The sequence below is a fragment of the Ruegeria sp. CDSC052 genome, from assembly GCF_059610685.1.
The window spans coordinates 139263-154971 of record NZ_JBXWOB010000007.1; the positions used below are offsets into that span (position 1 = coordinate 139263).

Annotated in this window: 13 protein-coding genes and 1 other RNA gene; 9 read left to right on the forward strand and 5 right to left on the reverse strand. The window is 57.2% G+C overall.

All coding sequences use genetic code 11. The features are described from left to right. Window positions 1–82 precede the first annotated feature (82 nt). Entirely contained in the window at window positions 83–940 is an 858-nt protein-coding gene (locus tag AC2FIM_RS13270; RefSeq protein ID WP_496708145.1) for an alpha/beta hydrolase family protein, read from the forward strand. Window positions 941–964: 24 nt separating this feature from the next. On the opposite strand, the gene rsgA is transcribed toward AC2FIM_RS13270, so the two are convergent. The 3 genes from rsgA to AC2FIM_RS13285 all read right to left on the reverse strand — a co-directional run bounded on the left by rsgA (window position 965) and on the right by AC2FIM_RS13285 (window position 4131). Then, on the reverse strand, window positions 965–1993 hold the full coding sequence (gene rsgA / locus AC2FIM_RS13275; RefSeq protein WP_271949782.1) for a ribosome small subunit-dependent GTPase A: 1029 nt from the start codon (window positions 1991–1993) through the stop codon (window positions 965–967). Window positions 1994–2151: 158 nt separating this feature from the next. After that, window positions 2152–2250: signal recognition particle sRNA small type (ffs, locus tag AC2FIM_RS13280), an RNA gene on the reverse strand. Between the two features lie 39 nt (window positions 2251–2289). Then, a complete protein-coding gene (locus tag AC2FIM_RS13285) occupies window positions 2290–4131 on the reverse strand; it encodes a 5'-nucleotidase C-terminal domain-containing protein (protein ID WP_496708144.1) in 1842 nt (613 codons plus the stop codon). 195 nt (window positions 4132–4326) lie between these two features. On the opposite strand from AC2FIM_RS13285, the gene nudC reads away from it, so the two are divergent. The 3 genes from nudC to AC2FIM_RS13300 are packed head-to-tail and all read left to right on the forward strand — an operon-like array spanning window position 4327 to window position 6307. Further along, window positions 4327–5307: an NAD(+) diphosphatase gene (nudC, locus tag AC2FIM_RS13290; protein WP_496708143.1), complete on the forward strand. Its 981-nt coding sequence runs from the start codon at window positions 4327–4329 to the stop codon at window positions 5305–5307. A 40-nt stretch (window positions 5308–5347) separates the two neighbouring features. Further along, on the forward strand, window positions 5348–5815 hold the full coding sequence (locus AC2FIM_RS13295; RefSeq protein WP_142636970.1) for an SRPBCC family protein: 468 nt from the start codon (window positions 5348–5350) through the stop codon (window positions 5813–5815). 24 nt (window positions 5816–5839) lie between these two features. Continuing rightward, complete coding sequence (locus tag AC2FIM_RS13300) at window positions 5840–6307, forward strand: GNAT family N-acetyltransferase (RefSeq protein WP_496677811.1); 468 nt, start codon at window positions 5840–5842, stop codon at window positions 6305–6307. Between the two features lies 1 nt (window position 6308). On the opposite strand, the gene AC2FIM_RS13305 is transcribed toward AC2FIM_RS13300, so the two are convergent. Then, window positions 6309–7142 (reverse strand): prephenate dehydratase, encoded by an 834-nt coding sequence (locus tag AC2FIM_RS13305; RefSeq protein ID WP_142636966.1) that lies wholly within the window; start codon window positions 7140–7142, stop codon window positions 6309–6311. A 119-nt stretch (window positions 7143–7261) separates the two neighbouring features. Between AC2FIM_RS13305 and AC2FIM_RS13310 the strand changes: the two genes are divergently transcribed. The 5 genes from AC2FIM_RS13310 (at window position 7262) to AC2FIM_RS13330 (ending at window position 13626) form a co-directional block, all read left to right on the forward strand. Continuing rightward, window positions 7262–7771 carry a c-type cytochrome gene (locus AC2FIM_RS13310; RefSeq protein ID WP_142637256.1) on the forward strand — a complete coding sequence of 170 codons (510 nt, stop codon included), beginning with the start codon at window positions 7262–7264 and terminating at the stop codon, window positions 7769–7771. 174 nt (window positions 7772–7945) lie between these two features. Continuing rightward, window positions 7946–9850, forward strand: coding sequence for an extracellular solute-binding protein (locus AC2FIM_RS13315; protein ID WP_496677810.1), 1905 nt, complete (start codon window positions 7946–7948; stop codon window positions 9848–9850). Between the two features lie 9 nt (window positions 9851–9859). Further along, window positions 9860–10945, forward strand: coding sequence for a microcin C ABC transporter permease YejB (locus AC2FIM_RS13320; RefSeq protein ID WP_142636962.1), 1086 nt, complete (start codon window positions 9860–9862; stop codon window positions 10943–10945). Beyond that, window positions 10946–12052, forward strand: coding sequence for an ABC transporter permease (locus AC2FIM_RS13325; protein ID WP_496677809.1), 1107 nt, complete (start codon window positions 10946–10948; stop codon window positions 12050–12052). Next, window positions 12049–13626, forward strand: coding sequence for an ABC transporter ATP-binding protein (locus AC2FIM_RS13330; protein ID WP_496708142.1), 1578 nt, complete (start codon window positions 12049–12051; stop codon window positions 13624–13626). The genes AC2FIM_RS13325 and AC2FIM_RS13330 overlap by 4 nt, the downstream gene beginning before the upstream one ends. A gap of 19 nt (window positions 13627–13645) precedes the next feature. Here AC2FIM_RS13330 and AC2FIM_RS13335 read toward each other — a convergent pair whose 3' ends face one another. Continuing rightward, on the reverse strand, window positions 13646–15574 hold the full coding sequence (locus AC2FIM_RS13335; protein WP_271949797.1) for an elongation factor G: 1929 nt from the start codon (window positions 15572–15574) through the stop codon (window positions 13646–13648). Window positions 15575–15709 lie beyond the last annotated feature (135 nt).

Genomic DNA, 15709 nt, shown 5'->3' on the forward strand with positions numbered 1-15709 from the left:
CTTGATGAAATCTTGACTCTGGTGGCCGAAATCGGGCCGATTGTTGAGTGAACCGAGTAGTTCAGAACTTGTCGGAAGCGCCATGCTTGATACCACGCCCTGCGTCCAGACTAAGGACTTTGACTTTGCCTCATGCTCTGCCAGCCTGTCGGCACGGCTGTATCTGCCTGCAACCGAGCCGAAGATCGCCGTGGTGATTCACAGCGCAACTGCAGTGCCGCGCGAATATTACCAGCATTTTGCCCGTTGGCTGGCCGCCGAACAGGGTATGGCCTGTCTGACCTATGACTACAGCGATTTCGGGCATTCGCTGCGCGACAAACTCAAAACCTCTGAGGTGACCATGGCGGATTGGGCCTTGGTCGACATGCCCGCCGCACGGGCTGAGATGCGCAGGCGGTTCCCGGACGCTTTGCAGTGGAGCATCGGTCATTCCCTTGGCGGCTTGCTGGGGCCGGTGCAGCCAGACATTGATCAGATCGACCGGATGATCTGTGTATGTTCGGGGCTGGTTACTCTGTCCGACCATCCCTGGCCCTATCGCGGGCTGGCGTGGATGTTCTGGCATGTGCATGGGCGTCTGGCAGTGAATGCGCTGGGCTATCTGCCGGGCAAAGCGGTGGGGATCGGTGCCGATTTGCCTGGTCCGGTCTATTGGCAATGGCGTGGCTGGTGCACGGCGCCGCAGAATTATGTGCCGCAGATCGGTGACGCTCTGCCCGAAGCGAGATGGGCGCAATCGAATACGCCGGTGGACCTGTTCACCTTCGAGGACGACCAGATGGTGCCGCCAGACGCTGTCTGGCGGCTTGCCGATCTGTATGGACCAAAGGCGCGGCGACATCTGTTGTCTCCGAATGAATTCGGAGCGCCTGAGATCGGTCATATTGGCGCTTTTGCCCGCAGAAACCGGGCGGTTTGGCCCCGGTTGATTGCCTGAAAACGAGGCGCCTTTCTGTCACGCTCAGTGTCTGCTGCGGGACTTTTTGTCATTCATGACGGATCGCACCATTTTGCCAAAGGCTTTGTCACGTGCCCGTGACTGCGCGAGGGTTTCGGAATTCCTCTGATCTTCGCGCCGAAGCTTGTGCCAGCGCGCCAGCCGGTCGGGCTCAAGCACGCCATTGGCAATCGCCTCCTGCACAGCACAACCGGGTTCGGCCTGGTGCTGGCAATCTGAGAACCGGCACCTTGCAGCCAATTCAAGAAGGTCTGAGAAAACCTCATCCACGCCGTCTTGGGCTTCCATCAAACGCAGGGCGCGCATTCCTGGCGTATCAATCAGCCACCCCCCGTTTCGCATCGGGTGAAGCGCACGATGGGTCGTGGTGTGGCGACCCCGTGCGTCATCCTCGCGGATCCCCGCCGTTGTCCCGGCCTGACCAGTCATGGCGTTCGCCAATGTGGTTTTGCCGACACCGGATGAGCCGACCAAAGCAGCAGTTTGCCCGGCAGGGCACCAGGACAGGATCGGATCAATCTCTGACGCCTCCAGCGCGTTGACGGTTAGAACGGTCAGAAACCGAACCAGCGAACTGGCCTGACTGGCATAGCTCTCTGGGTCAGGGCAGCTGTCGGCCTTGGTCAGGACAACAACCGGATAGCACCCGGCCTGATGCGCCAGTGCCAGATAACGTTCAAGCCGGGCCAGATTGAAATCGGCATTGCAGGAACTGACGATATACAGCACGTCCACATTCGCCGCGATCAACTGAACCTGCGCACCGGTGCCTGCGGCCCGGCGTTGCAAGAGGCTTTTGCGCTCCAAAAGATGCCGAATGCGGTTTTGATCATCCGCAAGGACCCAATCGCCAACCGCAAATTCGCCGGTTGATCGGTCAGGGGTCAGATCAGATGTGCCGCCAAGCGCATTCAGGCCGATCAGGCGATCACGATGGACGGCGTTGATGCGATGCGGTGTGCAGGTAGGGTTCACAGCATGTTGGGCTGCAAAATGAGAGGACCATCCCAGGTCCGAAAGTGTTTTGGACATTGTTCTGCCTGTGTTCAGATACAGGAAACCATCAGGGTGGCAGACGCGCACCCATCGGTAACATGTTCAGGCAAGAGCGGGTGTTAGTCCCGGAAACGCTCTGCCCGAAGGGTCATTGCTACAATCATAAAGTCCCTCCTGCGGCAGTCGTTGCGCGTAAGTGAGAGGTTGGACATCGACCCAAGCGGGGCTCGTTGTGGCTGCTTCCTTCCGGATCTGACCAGGTTGGCGAGGCGCTCGCCCGCGCCAACCTCTCGAGGGTGGATATAGGCAGTTGGCCGGAAAAACACAACCCGTCAGAAGGTCAGAAGAATCCGTAAAAAGCCATTTTCGTCGGTTCCAAGGACTTGTGGATCAAATTCCTGAATGTCCTGCAGATGTCGGTGGGCATTTGGACCGGTGCGTAAGATCGCCTGCGTACCAGTGTTACTGGTGATTCTGAAGGGTTCCTGGGCCTCTTCCAGCGGATCGCTGACCAAGGTGCCTGACAGATAATCCAGCAGGGCTTGCTGGACCGGCAGGATGGGCATGTCGATACGTTGCGCATTACCCGCAAATGGGAAATGCCCGCCCCCGCTGGCGCGATAATTGTTAAGCGCGACGGCAAATTGCTGATCCGGTGCAATGAGGGTGGCACCGACCAGAACCTCTGAAACGCGCCGGTATTCGGCGTTGATCAAGGTGCCCATATCGTCGAAACGCGGAGGTTGTGTCAGATCAATTCTGCAGGACAGCCCGTATAGCACATCAAAGTTGTGACCCACCCGATTTTCGCAAATAAGTTCGGATGCAGATCCGGTCGAAATCTGGTTGAAAACAGCTGCGGACATCTCAAGCCAGTCCACGATTTGATCACCGGATACAATGACACCCTGCAATTCGTTTGGAAAAACATGCAGGTCAACCACGTTACGCAGGAATATCTCGCCAGGCTTAACATCCGTATAGAATCGCGGCCCGGCCCGACCGCCGAATTTCGAAGGTGAAACCGCCGATAAAATCGGAATGTCTGCCAGGTCGGTTTCGGACATACACAGACGTAACGCGGCAGCCTGGGCGGCGGCGACCAGCCTCAGCCCACGGTCCTCGGTGCAAAAGCTGAAATAGCTGTGCAGATGGTGCGGGGTGCGCCCGACCGGCTGGCCCGCTCGCCTGCGGGTTTCGGCATGACCCGAGGAAAACAGATGCAACAATTCCGGATCTTCAGGCGCCAGTGATACGATTTCGTCGGGATGCCCCGCAGATATCGGTCGCAGCGTCGCCTGGGCTTCGCCAGCGGTCCAGCCGCCGCGCTCTGCCGAGTGAAGCTTCAGGTCGATCACCCCCAGATGTGATCCGGCCGTTCCGGGTAAGACAACTGGTTTGCCATGCACCAGAGTGTTTTCAGAGCCGGCCTTGGCGGGATAGGTCAAATGGGAATGACCAGCAATTATTGCGTCGATACCTTCGATTTCGGCTAGCGGAATAATCGCGTTTTCCATATTCCGTTGTGACCTGTCCGGTCCGAAACCGGTATGGGCCAACGCGATGATCAGGTCGCAATTTTCGTCTTGGAGCTTTCTGACTTTGTTTGCCGCACAAGTCAGGATGTCCTGAGTGGTAAGGGTGTCGTGCAGCTTGTGCGCCTCCCATTGCGCTGTCTGAGGCGGGAGGACCGAAAAAACCCCAATTTTCAAGGCCATAGGTGTCGGCGAGCCAGGGATCTGTTTGTGCAAAATGACATGATCTTGCCAGATCTGAGGCCCATTCGTGCGCAAGGCATTGCTGCTGAGCACAGGGCAGGGGGCGTCAGAGATAACGTGCTGTAAGAATTGAAGCCCGAATCCGAAGTCGTGGTTTCCCAGGCCAATCGCGTCATATCCCAGGCTGCCGAAGGCCTGCATCAGGATGTGCGGCGCATTGGCGGGATCGGCAGCCCAATCCCCCAACGGTGTACCCTGCAGAGCGTCTCCGTTGTCGAAGAGCAAGACGATATCTCCGTCTGCCTCAGCCTCGTTCCGCGCCTGCCGGATCAGGCTGGCCGTTCGGGTCAATCCGATCGTAGGTTCGTCTTGATCCGCGTAATAATCAAAACTGCACAGGTTCATGTGCAGATCGGTGGTCGCCAAAATCCGGATACCTACAGACTGATCAGACAAATGCGAAATTGTTTTTAATACTCTACTTTTGGCAGTTTTATGAATAACAACTTCAACAAAAAGCATAGTAAGTGCAAATTTTTTTATGCACTTGCGGTAATTTGACGGGATCGCCTCGGTTTTCGGTCGTGGAATTGTCGTTGCAACACCGAAGCTGTCATGGCAGCCCTGTGCAGGCGAACCAGAGGAATTTAAATGAAGAACGCGGAACAGATAACGTTTGGTGGATCAGGGCTGGATCGTGCCGCACATCTTCGCGGAGACGTCGACACGATGGCAGCAGCGCGAGCACATCCGAAAGCGAAATGCCTGTTGCTGTGGCGCGGAAAGCTGCTGGTTCAAGGAGAGGCCCTTGATCAACTCTGCTTGTTACCTGTCTTGCATGAGCTGATCGCAAATGGTCCCGGTGGGATCGTCCCAGCGCCAGTATTGCTTGGTCTCTCGGATGAAGTTCCGGTTTTTGCCTTTGATATATCCGATTGGATGCCCGAGGGCGTTGACCTGTCCGAGCTTGGGGCATTCTTCGACCGATCAGAGCAACAGCACCCGGATTTGCCTGAAGGTCAGGTTTTTGTCGAATTGCGCCGCATCATGGCGCGCCTTTCCCCACGTGATGCCGAACTTTCGGCTTCCGCCAAGGCGGTCATCGCCTGGCATGAAACCCATAGGTTTTGCGCCCGTTGCGGCGCCGCCAGCGAGATGTCGCAAGCAGGATGGCAACGTAGTTGCCCGTCGTGTGGGGGGCAGCATTTCCCACGCACCGACCCGGTCGTCATCATGTTGATCACATATGGGAATTCGGTGCTGATGGGGCGATCCCCGGGATGGCCTGAAGGGATGTATTCGCTACTGGCCGGATTTGTCGAACCCGGAGAAACGCTGGAAGCGGCGGTGCGCAGAGAGGTGATGGAAGAGGCCGGTGTCCCCGTCGGGCAAGTAACCTATCTTTCCAGCCAGCCCTGGCCCTTTCCGGCGTCACTGATGTTTGGCTGTGCAGGCGAGGCATTGTCGCAAGAAATCACTATAGATCCGGTTGAAATCGAAGACGCGATATGGGTGGATAAGGCTGAAATGATGCAGGTCTTTGCTGGGGAACATCCCAGCCTTCTGCCAGCGCGCAAAGGCGCGATTGCGCATTTTCTGCTGCAAAACTGGCTTGCAGATACGCTCGACTGACAAAATACTGGGCGAATAGGCAAGAGAACGATAACCCACCATGCAATTCTCCGCACGTGAAGATATTCAGGCCCCTGTCAACGCAGTGTTCGAAATGTTTGCGGATTTCGAACGGTTCGAGCGGATGGCAATGCGCCGCGGGATCGAGGTCCGGCGTTTGTCAGGGCATATGGGCGTTGTGCCCGGTACATCCTGGGAGACCGAGTTCCGTATGCGCGGAAAGCCCCGGCGCGTGGAAATCAATATGGCCGAATGTGATCCACCGACCCATATGCGGTTCGAGGCGGCAAGCAAGGGAATGAATGGCTCAACCAGGGTCGAGTTTCTGGCCCTGTCGCAACGTAGAACCCGGCTGACCGTGGATATGTCGCTATCGGCCAAATCCCTGCCTGCACGGCTGTTGCTGCAATCGCTCAGATTGGGTCAGTCGCGGTTCCGGCGACAGTTTCAGGCCCGCCTCAGCGAATTCGCGCGGGAAATGGAAGAACGTCATCTGCACGGTTCTTGAGAATTCCGAGACAAGAGGCCCTGAATGTCTGATGTGATATTGCGCAGCGCTGTTGTGGATGACGCCAAAGGTATTTCCGAGGTCCTGCAAGAGATCGTGACCGCCGGTAAGCGCACCAAACCCAGCGATGAGAGTTTTGCCAAAGAGCATTACATCAGCCACTGCGGCAGCATCCAATGCACCGTGGCGGTGCAGGGTTCACAGGTATTGGGCTTTCAGGCGCTGATACTGGCCGTCGACGGAAACACTTATGGCGTAACAGCCGGTTGGGGCATCATCGGAACACATATACGCCCGTCAGCCGCGCGCATGGGGGTCGGGCGGGCCCTGTTTCAGAAAACGCTGCTGGCGGCCCGAGCCGCAGGTCTGCCTGCAATAGACGCGACCATTGGAGCGCAAAATGCCGAAGGCCTGGCCTATTACGCGGCCATGGGATTTGTCGGTTACCGGTCACATGAAGGTGCGGTGTGCAAGAAATACCAGTTAGCCTGAGCTAGCCGCGCGGCTGGACGGCTGGATACACGCCCAGAATCTCAACATTGGTGGTGAAATGTTCCAGCTCTTCCAGGGCCAGTTGTACATTGCGGTCATCCGGGTGCCCGACAATATCCGCATAGAACTGCGTGGCCGTGAACGACCCGTCGACCATATAGCTTTCCAGCTTGGTCATGTTGACACCATTGGTGGCGAAGCCGCCCATCGCCTTATACAGCGCGGCCGGGATGTTGCGGACCTGAAACACAAAACTGGTGATCATCCCATGCGCCCCGCGCCGCGACAGATCCGCGTCGCGTGACATGATCAAAAAGCGCGTGGTGTTGTCGTCGCTGTCCTCGATATGGCGGGCCAGGACGTTCAGGTTATAGATCTCTCCGGCCAACTCGCTGGCCAGCGCAGCAGAATGCAGTTCGGCGGCCTCGGAAACCTCGCGCGCGGCGCGGGCATTGTCCGGGCTGACGCGTCCCTGAATGCCGTGCTGCTTCAGGAACCCAGCGCATTGTGGCAGCAGCACCAGATGCGAATGCGCTTCGGTGATGTCGCTCAGCTTGGCACCGGGGACGGCCAACAAATTGATGTGTACGCGAACAAAAGCTTCATCGATGATATGCAACCCGCTATGGGGCAGCAGGCGGTGAATATCGGCCACCCGCCCATAGGTCGTATTTTCGACCGGAAGCATCGCCAGGTCTGCTTTGCCGGACCGAACTGATTCGATCACATCCTCAAATGTTCGGCAGGGCAGGGCCTCCATATCGGGACGAGCGTTTCGGCATGCCTCGTGGCTATAGGCACCGGGTTCTCCCTGAAATGCGATACGTTTTGTCATTTGGTCGATTCCGTGCAACAAGTTCCAGAATTGGGCGTTTAGTCGCGGTGTCTATACCTTGCCTCTTGTAAGGGGAAGCCTTAGACACCCCGCAGACAGCTGAAATGGACTCGCGATCAATGTTCGACACGATGACAGTTACCAAGGCCGCAGCAGGCCTGTTTGGCACCTTCCTGGTGCTGCTTCTGGCCAAATGGGCCGCAGAAGAGCTTTACCACGCCGATGCCCATGGCGAGACGGCTTCGTACATCATCGAAACCGAAAGCGCAGGCGAAAGCGCCAACGGTGAAGAGGTAGTATTTGAAGAGCTGCTGGCCGCCGCCGACGTTGAAAAAGGCGCCAAAGTTTTCCGCAAGTGTACCGCGTGTCACAAGCTGGAAGACGGTGCAAACGGCACAGGCCCCTATCTGTATGGTGTCGTTGACCGCCCTGTCGCAACGGCCAGCGGTTTTACCGGCTATTCGGCACCGATGCAGGCCCATGGCGGCAACTGGACACCCGAAGCACTGGATGCCTTCCTGACCAAGCCAAGCAGCTATATCTCGGGCACATCCATGAGTTTTGCTGGCCTGAAAAAACCGCAGGACCGTGCCGATCTGATTGCCTATCTGCAGACAATCGGCAACTGATGCCACACCGGCACATCTGAAATTCAAAGCCGCTGCCCCGTGCAGCGGCTTTTTTTGTATGAAGAAACCTTCACAATGCGCTCACGCATTCTAAACTTGAATCAGTCAACGCTGGACCTTTAGCTTCGTTCAGGCGCAAGACTATAAGAAGTGACGCAACAGGGGATGAGCCAAATGGAATCCAACCGACAGATTGTTCAGGCACGTGCATTGGATTTCAGAGGTTGGTTGACCATACCGATTACCGGCTTTTTGCTGCTTGCGCTCATGACCTCTCAACTGTTTGCCGAAGAGACCATCATCAAAAGCCACGGATTCTCGGAATTTGGCGATTTGAAATACCCTGAAGCGTTTGCCCATTTCGATTATGTAAATCCTGATGCGCCGCGCGGCGGAGAGTTGTCTTATGCAGCGCAAGGGACATTTGACAGTTTCAACCCCTACACGCGGCAGGGCCGCGCGGGTGCGCGTTCTGCGGATCAGTATGAATCCCTGATGGTCGCGTCCTATGATGAAACGGCCACTTACTACGGTCTGCTGGCAGAAAGCCTTGAATACCCGGAAAGCCAGGATTGGGTCATCTTCAACATGCGACCTGAGGCGCGGTTTTCCGATGGAACCCCGGTGACTGCCGAAGATGTTGTGTTTTCGCATAATCTGCTGCTGGAACAGGGGTTAAAATCCTATGCCGACGCCGTCCGCGAGATGATTCCGCGTGCCGAGGCGCTGGATGATCATCGGGTTAAATTCTACTTCGCACCGGATATCCCGCGCCGTGGCCTAATAAGTCAGGTTGCCGGGACATCTGTGTTTTCCAAGGTCTGGTTTGAGGCAGACCCCGAAAACCGGCGGCTCGACAAATCCCGGCTTGAGCCCGGTATCGGATCCGGACCTTATGTTTTGGACAGCTATGACATCAACCGGCGCATCGTCTACAAGCGCAACCCGGACTATTGGGGCGACCACGTTAATGTGAATGTTGGCCGCAACAACTATGACTCCATCCGGATCGAATATTTCGCGGACTCGATTGCTGCGATGGAAGGGTTCAAGGCGGGCACGTTCACACTGCGCCAGGAAAACAACTCGAAAAGCTGGGCAACGGCCTATGATTTTCCTGCCATAGCAAACGGAACAGTGGTTCGGGTAGAGCTGGAAGACGGGGATGTCCCCAACGCTTCGGGCTTTGTCATGAACCTGGACCGGCCGCAATTTCAGGATCCCAAGGTGCGCGAAGCCGTCCAGTTAGGGTTCAACTTCGAATGGACGAATGAAAGCTTGCAATATGGCCTGTTTCAGCAGCGCGACTCATTCTGGCAGGGAACTCACCTAGAAGCGACGGGGCTGCCCGAGGGGCGTGAACTGGAGGTTCTGCAAAGCCTCGGCGATGCGCTGGACCCTGCGGTACTGACCGACCTACCGGTCGTTGCCCATGAATCCCGCGCCGAGCGTCAGAATGATCGTCGCAATCTGCGCGCCGCGATGAAGCTGCTGGATGAGGCCGGTTGGCAGGTGGGCGAAGACGGTATCCGCCGCAATCAAAACGGTGAAGTTCTGGCCATAGAATTTCTGTCAGACCAGCCGACTCTTGATCGTATAATCCAGCCATTTGTCGCTAACCTGAGGACGATGGGTATCGATGCAACCTACAATCGTGTGGACAATGCGCAATTCACCCTGCGCCGCCGTGACCGGGATTTCGACATGATTTTCGGCGGGTACCCAAGTTCGCTGCAACCTTCGACGGGACTGTACCAGCAATTCGGAACCGAGGCGGCCTCGTATTCCGTATTCAACCCGTCCGGCGCGCACGGCCCGGATATTGAACCACTGATCGACAACATCGTGGCAGCGACCAACAGCGAAGAGTTGTTTGCCAATGTTCGCGCCCTGGACCGTGTTCTGCGGGCCAAGCGGATCATGGTGCCCACTTGGTATTTGGGCAAATACTGGGTTGCCTATTGGGACATGTATGAATACCCGGAAAACCTGCCGCCTTATTCATTGGGAGTCGAAGACCTGTGGTGGATCAACGCCGAGCAGGAAGCCCAGTTGAAATCCTCCGGCGCCTTGAGGTAATCCGCCCAAATGGGAGCATATATTCTAAGACGCCTGCTGCTGGTCATTCCCACACTGCTGGGAATCATGATCGTCAACTTCACCCTTGTGCAGTTTGTGCCAGGCGGCCCGATTGAACAGATCATCGCCCAGATGGAGGGTGGTGGAGATGTATTTGAAGGTATCGCTGGCGGTGGTGGCGATATTGAGCAGCAGACCGGCGGAACAAATGACCGCTATATCGGCGGGCGTGGCCTGCCGCCTGAATTCATCGAAGAACTGGAAAAAGAATTCGGGTTCGACAAACCGCCCTTGGAACGGTTTCTGAATATGATGGGTAATTACCTGACTCTGGATTTTGGCGAGAGCTATTTCCGGTCGATCAGTGTGACCGATCTGGTGCTGGAAAAGATGCCGGTGTCTATTTCGCTGGGGCTTTGGTCGACGCTGATTGCCTATCTGGTGTCGATCCCTCTGGGTATTCGCAAGGCGATCAGGGACGGATCAAGCTTTGACACCTGGACCAGTGGCGCCATCATCGTGGCCTATGCCATCCCGGGATTTCTGTTCGCCATTTTGCTGCTGGTGCTATTTGCCGGTGGGTCCTATTGGCAAATCTTTCCGCTGCGGGGGCTTACCTCGGACAACTGGGACAGCCTGAGTGTATTTGGCAAGATTGCCGATTACTTCTGGCATATCGCGTTGCCGATCCTGGCGCTGACCATATCGGCCTTCGCAACGCTCACCTTGCTGACCAAAAACTCGTTTCTGGACGAGATCAAAAAGCAATATGTCATGACCGCCCGCGCCAAGGGCCTGAGCGAAAGCCGGGTGCTGTATGGCCACGTATTCCGCAATGCGATGCTGATCGTAATTGCGGGTTTTCCGGCCGTCTTCATCGGTGTTTTTTTCGGAGGGTCAATCATCATCGAAACCATCTTTTCGCTGGATGGATTGGGTCGCCTTGGGTTCGAGGCGGCGGTCGCGCGCGATTACCCGGTTATCTTTGGAACGCTGTTCATCTTTGGCCTGATGGGTTTGGTGGTCGGCATCATCAGTGATCTGATGTATGTGTTGGTTGATCCGCGCATCGACTTTGAAAAGCGGGAGGGGTAAATGGCGCTTTCCCCCCTGAATCAGCGCCGGTGGCGCAACTTCCGTCGCAATGGCCGGGCGTTCTGGTCGCTGATCATCTTCTCGATCCTGTTCGGCCTGTCGCTATTTGCTGAATTTATCGCAAATGACAAACCGATCCTGGTGAAATACCGCGGTGAGCTTTATACGCCGATCTTCAATTTCTACCCAGAGACCGAGTTTGGCGGTGATTTCCAAACCGAAGCAATCTATCGCGACCCCGAAGTGCGTTGTCTGATAGACAGTGGCGGTTTGGATCAGTGCTTTGACGATCCTGACGGCATTATCGAACAGATCGAGGCCGGATCCTTTGCCGCCGACGGGTTCGAGCGCGGCCGGGCCATCTGGCCGCTGATCCCATACTCTTTCAAAACCAGCGTTGATCGGCCGGGCGCCGCCCCGCTGCCGCCCAATGGTCAGAACCTGTTGGGCACCGATGACACCAAGCGCGATGTGCTTGCACGGGTGATCTATGGGTTCCGTCTGTCCATTCTGTTCACGCTGATGGTCACAGGTGTCGCCAGCCTGATCGGTATCTTCGCAGGCGCAATTCAGGGCTTTTTCGGCGGCTGGCTGGATTTGATCTTTCAAAGGATCATCGAGATTTGGTCGGCCACCCCATCGCTTTATGTGATCATCATCATGTTCGCTATTCTAGGGCGCAGTTTCTGGTTGCTGGTGTTGCTTATGATCCTGTTCAGCTGGACCGGATTGGTTGGCGTTGTTCGAGCTGAGTTCCTGCGGGCGCGAAACCTTGAATATGTCCGGGCGGCACGGGCGTTGGGCGTCAGCAACAGGACGATCATGTTTCGCCACATGCTGCCCAATGCAATGGTCGCCACGCTGACCTTCATGCCCTTCATCGTCACCGGAACGATTGGCGGGCTGGCCTCGCTGGATTTTCTGGGCTTCGGCCTGCCGTCCTCGGCTCCGTCACTTGGCGAGCTGACCTTGCAGGCAAAACAGAACTTGCAGGCCCCTTGGCTGGCCTTTACCGCCTTTTTCACCTTTGCCATCATGCTGTCGCTTCTGGTCTTCATTTTCGAAGGCGTCCGCGATGCGTTTGATCCCAGAAAGACCTTCTCATGAGCCTGCTGGATGTAAACAACCTCAAGGTTTCGTTCCAGCAGGACGGGCAGGTCAGTGCGGCGGTCAAGGGCGTGTCCTTCACGGTGGATCGTGGGGAAACCGTGGCTTTGGTAGGGGAATCCGGGTCCGGAAAATCTGTGACCGCCTTGTCGACCGTCTCGCTGTTGGGAGACAGCGCGATTGTCGAAGGTTCGGTGAAATATGACGGGCAAGAGATGATCGGGACGTCCGAGCAACATCTGATGGATGTGCGCGGCAACGACATCAGCTTCATCTTTCAAGAACCGATGACATCGTTGAACCCGTTGCACACGATCCAGAAGCAGATGGCAGAATCGCTGGCGCTGCATCAGGGGGTGGTGGGCGACGCGGCCCGTGATCGGATTGTCGAGTTGCTGACGAAGGTTGGTATCCGGGACCCGAAGGATCGGTTGGACAGCTATCCGCACCAACTTTCGGGCGGACAGCGGCAGCGCGTCATGATCGCCATGGCGCTGGCCAATAAGCCGGACATTCTGATCGCAGATGAACCGACCACGGCGCTGGACGTGACCATTCAGGCACAGATACTCGAGTTGCTGGCAGACCTGCAGAAAGCCGAAAACATGGGAATGCTGTTCATCACCCATGACCTTGGCATCGTGCGCCGGATCGCCGACCGAGTTTGCGTCATGAAGGACGGAGAGATTGTCGAAGCCGGTGCAACCGCGGACATCTTCGAGAACCCTCAGCATCCCTATACCCGGAAATTGCTGGCGGCCGAACCGTCGGGCCAACCCGATCCGGTCGCCGCGGATGCAGAAGAGGTCGCCCGCACCGATCACCTGAAAGTCTGGTTCCCGATCCAGCGCGGCTTTCTCAAGCGAACTGTCGGCCATGTTAAGGCGGTGAATGACGCCAGCCTCAGCGTGCGCGCCGGCGAAACCGTGGGGATCGTGGGCGAAAGCGGGTCGGGCAAGACCACGTTGGCGCTGGCCATCATGCGGCTGATCGCATCCGAGGGTGGTATCACATTTCGCGACCAGGATGTGCGCCGTTGGTCCACACGCGAATTGCGCCGGTTGCGCAAGGATATGCAGATTGTGTTTCAGGACCCGTTTGGAAGCCTGAGCCCGCGCATGACCTGTATGCAAATCATCGCCGAGGGTCTGGCAATCCACAAGGTTGATCCACACCGCGCCCCGCGCGATCTGGTGGCGGATGTGATGACCGAAGTGGGGTTGGACCCGGCGTCGATGGACCGGTATCCGCACGAGTTCTCGGGCGGGCAGCGGCAGCGTATCGCCATCGCACGGGCTATGGTGCTCCGTCCCAAACTTCTGGTGCTGGATGAGCCGACAAGCGCGCTGGACATGACGGTTCAGGTGCAGATCGTAGACTTGCTGCGGGAACTGCAGCGGAAATACGGGTTGGCATATCTGTTCATCAGCCATGACCTAAAAGTGGTCCGGGCGATGTCACATAATGTCATCGTAATGCGGAACGGTGACGTGATTGAAATGGGCGCTGCCGAAGATCTGTTCGAAAACGCGCAGACAGATTACACCCGCGAATTGATTGCGGCAGCGGGCTGAAGCCCGCTCGCCGTGTTTTTCATGCGTTTGCGGTTTCCCGTGTTGCCGCTTTCGGTATCGGGCCGCGCAGTTCTTCATAGTGATCAAAGCTTAACTTTACCCAACCGGTGCCGCGCGTGGCGCTGGCCAGGGTGCGATGCAACTCATCCTCGGCCACGGCAGGAAGTTGGGCATTGAAAATCTCCCAGCCCGAAGCGTTGGGGTTGCCTTCGAATCCCAGCACTTGACCCTGTAAGGAACTGATCGTGGGGACAAGATCACCGACGAAATCGGATGGCAGGTGAATCTCTGCGTTCAGAATGGGTTGCAGGACCACCGGTTTGGCCTGAGGCAGCGCCTCGCGTACGGCGTTCTTGCCTGCGGTGCGGAAAGCATAATCGGAACTGTCCACATTGTGGTGTTTGCCGTCACTCAGCGTGATTTTGACATCAACAACAGGGAAGCCCTCAGGCCCCTGCTCCAGCGCGTCCTTGGCCCCGTGTTCAACTGAGGGAATATAGTTGCGCGGCACCGAACCGCCTTTCACGATCTCTTCGAACTGAAACCCTGATCCGCGCGGCATGGGCGTGACCGAGATCACGACATCTGCAAACTGACCCGCACCACCGGATTGCTTGCGGTGACGGTGGCGGTGTTCGATGGGCGCACGGATGGTTTCGCGATAGGCGGTCTCGATCGGGTCGGCCACGATTTCGATCCCGAAATCTTCGGCCAGTTTGGCGGTGATCCGGCGCATGTGCTGCGGGCCTTGAGAGCCCAGCACCGCATGGCCGCTCAGCTCATCCTGCTCCAGATGGAGACCGGGGTCGATCTCGACCAGACGGGTCAGAGCGTTCGACAGGCGCACGTCATCTCGCTCATGCGCGGGTGATACGATCTGACGTTGGGCGACTGGATGTGATGATGCCCATTCCGGCAACGGAGATTCGGATTTGCTGTCGTAAACATTGCCGGGGATCAGGTGATCGGATTTCACGGCCAGCCCGATCTGACCTGCCTCCAGCCCGGAAATCTGGGTCTTGGCGTCAAGTGTCGTCAGATTGCCGACTGTCTCACCTCCCAAAGCTTCATGCGCACGCACGCCATCTCCCAGGCCACGAAGGACGATGATCTTGCCGATATGTTTCTTCACGTCCGCGAATCCCGCAATGGCGCGGGCAGTCTCGGTGGCCTCATCGCGGTTGGCGGCAATGTTGAACTCAGGGGCTTCGTGCCGCAGGGCTTTCATCAGGCGGGTCAGGCCATTGCCATGGCTGGCCGCGCCCAGACAGGCGGGGATCAACTGGTGGTTCTGCAAAACCTGCGCGGCCAGATCGTAGATCTCGGCACTTGCGGGCTGTTTGTCTTCGATCAGCTGCTCCAACAGGTGATCGTCAAAATCCGACAGCGTCTCTAGCAGCTCGGTGCGGGCTTCTTGTTCGCGGTCCTCGACCGAGAGCGGCAGTTCGATCAGGGCCGAGGGCTGGCCTTCCTGATATTTCCAAGCCCGCTCCGAGATCAGATCGACCGCGCCGACTATTGTCTCGCCGTCGCGAATAGGGACCTGACGTAGGGCGATGTGGTGGGTGCAGTAGGTCTGTAGCGCGGCGATGATATCCCGGATACGGCCATTTGGGGCATCCATCCGATTGATGAACAGGAAACAGGGAATGCCCGCCTCTTCAACCAGCCGCAGATAGGGCGCGCACAAGACAGCCGCGTCTGGGTCCGGCGGGACAACCACAACCGCCGCATCCGAAATCGCCATGGCTGGTCCGACATAACCCAGATTGTCGCTGCCCCCGTCCACATCGATCGCGCACCAGGGCTCGTCCAAGTAAGAAAAACCGTGCAAGTGCACGGTTCCGGAGACATCGAATGTGGTGGGTCGGTTGTCGAGGCGGCTTATGGCCTCGACCAGGGTTGTCTTGCCAGATTGGCTGGGGCCGAGGACGGTGAATACGCGCATGAGTGATGTCCCTCTTTTCAGGTTGCAGTAATACCTGCACGAAAAGGGCCGACCCACACGGCTGCGTGGGCGAGGACTGACTGCGAATTCACCTGCCTCAGGGTTCGGATCGTTCCGCCCAAGTGTGAAGACAAC

Bases quoted from the DNA above. Each gene is read 5' to 3' on its own strand.
- AC2FIM_RS13270 (WP_496708145.1), top strand. From the start codon at position 83: ATGCTTGATACCACGCCCTGCGTCCAGACTAAGGACTTTGACTTTGCC.
- rsgA (WP_271949782.1), bottom strand. From the start codon at position 1,993: ATGTCCAAAACACTTTCGGACCTGGGATGGTCCTCTCATTTTGCAGCC.
- nudC (WP_496708143.1), top strand. From the start codon at position 4,327: ATGAAGAACGCGGAACAGATAACGTTTGGTGGATCAGGGCTGGATCGT.
- AC2FIM_RS13295 (WP_142636970.1), top strand. From the start codon at position 5,348: ATGCAATTCTCCGCACGTGAAGATATTCAGGCCCCTGTCAACGCAGTG.
- AC2FIM_RS13300 (WP_496677811.1), top strand. From the start codon at position 5,840: ATGTCTGATGTGATATTGCGCAGCGCTGTTGTGGATGACGCCAAAGGT.
- AC2FIM_RS13305 (WP_142636966.1), bottom strand. From the start codon at position 7,142: ATGACAAAACGTATCGCATTTCAGGGAGAACCCGGTGCCTATAGCCAC.
- AC2FIM_RS13310 (WP_142637256.1), top strand. From the start codon at position 7,262: ATGTTCGACACGATGACAGTTACCAAGGCCGCAGCAGGCCTGTTTGGC.
- AC2FIM_RS13315 (WP_496677810.1), top strand. From the start codon at position 7,946: ATGGAATCCAACCGACAGATTGTTCAGGCACGTGCATTGGATTTCAGA.
- AC2FIM_RS13320 (WP_142636962.1), top strand. From the start codon at position 9,860: ATGGGAGCATATATTCTAAGACGCCTGCTGCTGGTCATTCCCACACTG.
- AC2FIM_RS13325 (WP_496677809.1), top strand. From the start codon at position 10,946: ATGGCGCTTTCCCCCCTGAATCAGCGCCGGTGGCGCAACTTCCGTCGC.
- AC2FIM_RS13330 (WP_496708142.1), top strand. From the start codon at position 12,049: ATGAGCCTGCTGGATGTAAACAACCTCAAGGTTTCGTTCCAGCAGGAC.
- AC2FIM_RS13335 (WP_271949797.1), bottom strand. From the start codon at position 15,574: ATGCGCGTATTCACCGTCCTCGGCCCCAGCCAATCTGGCAAGACAACC.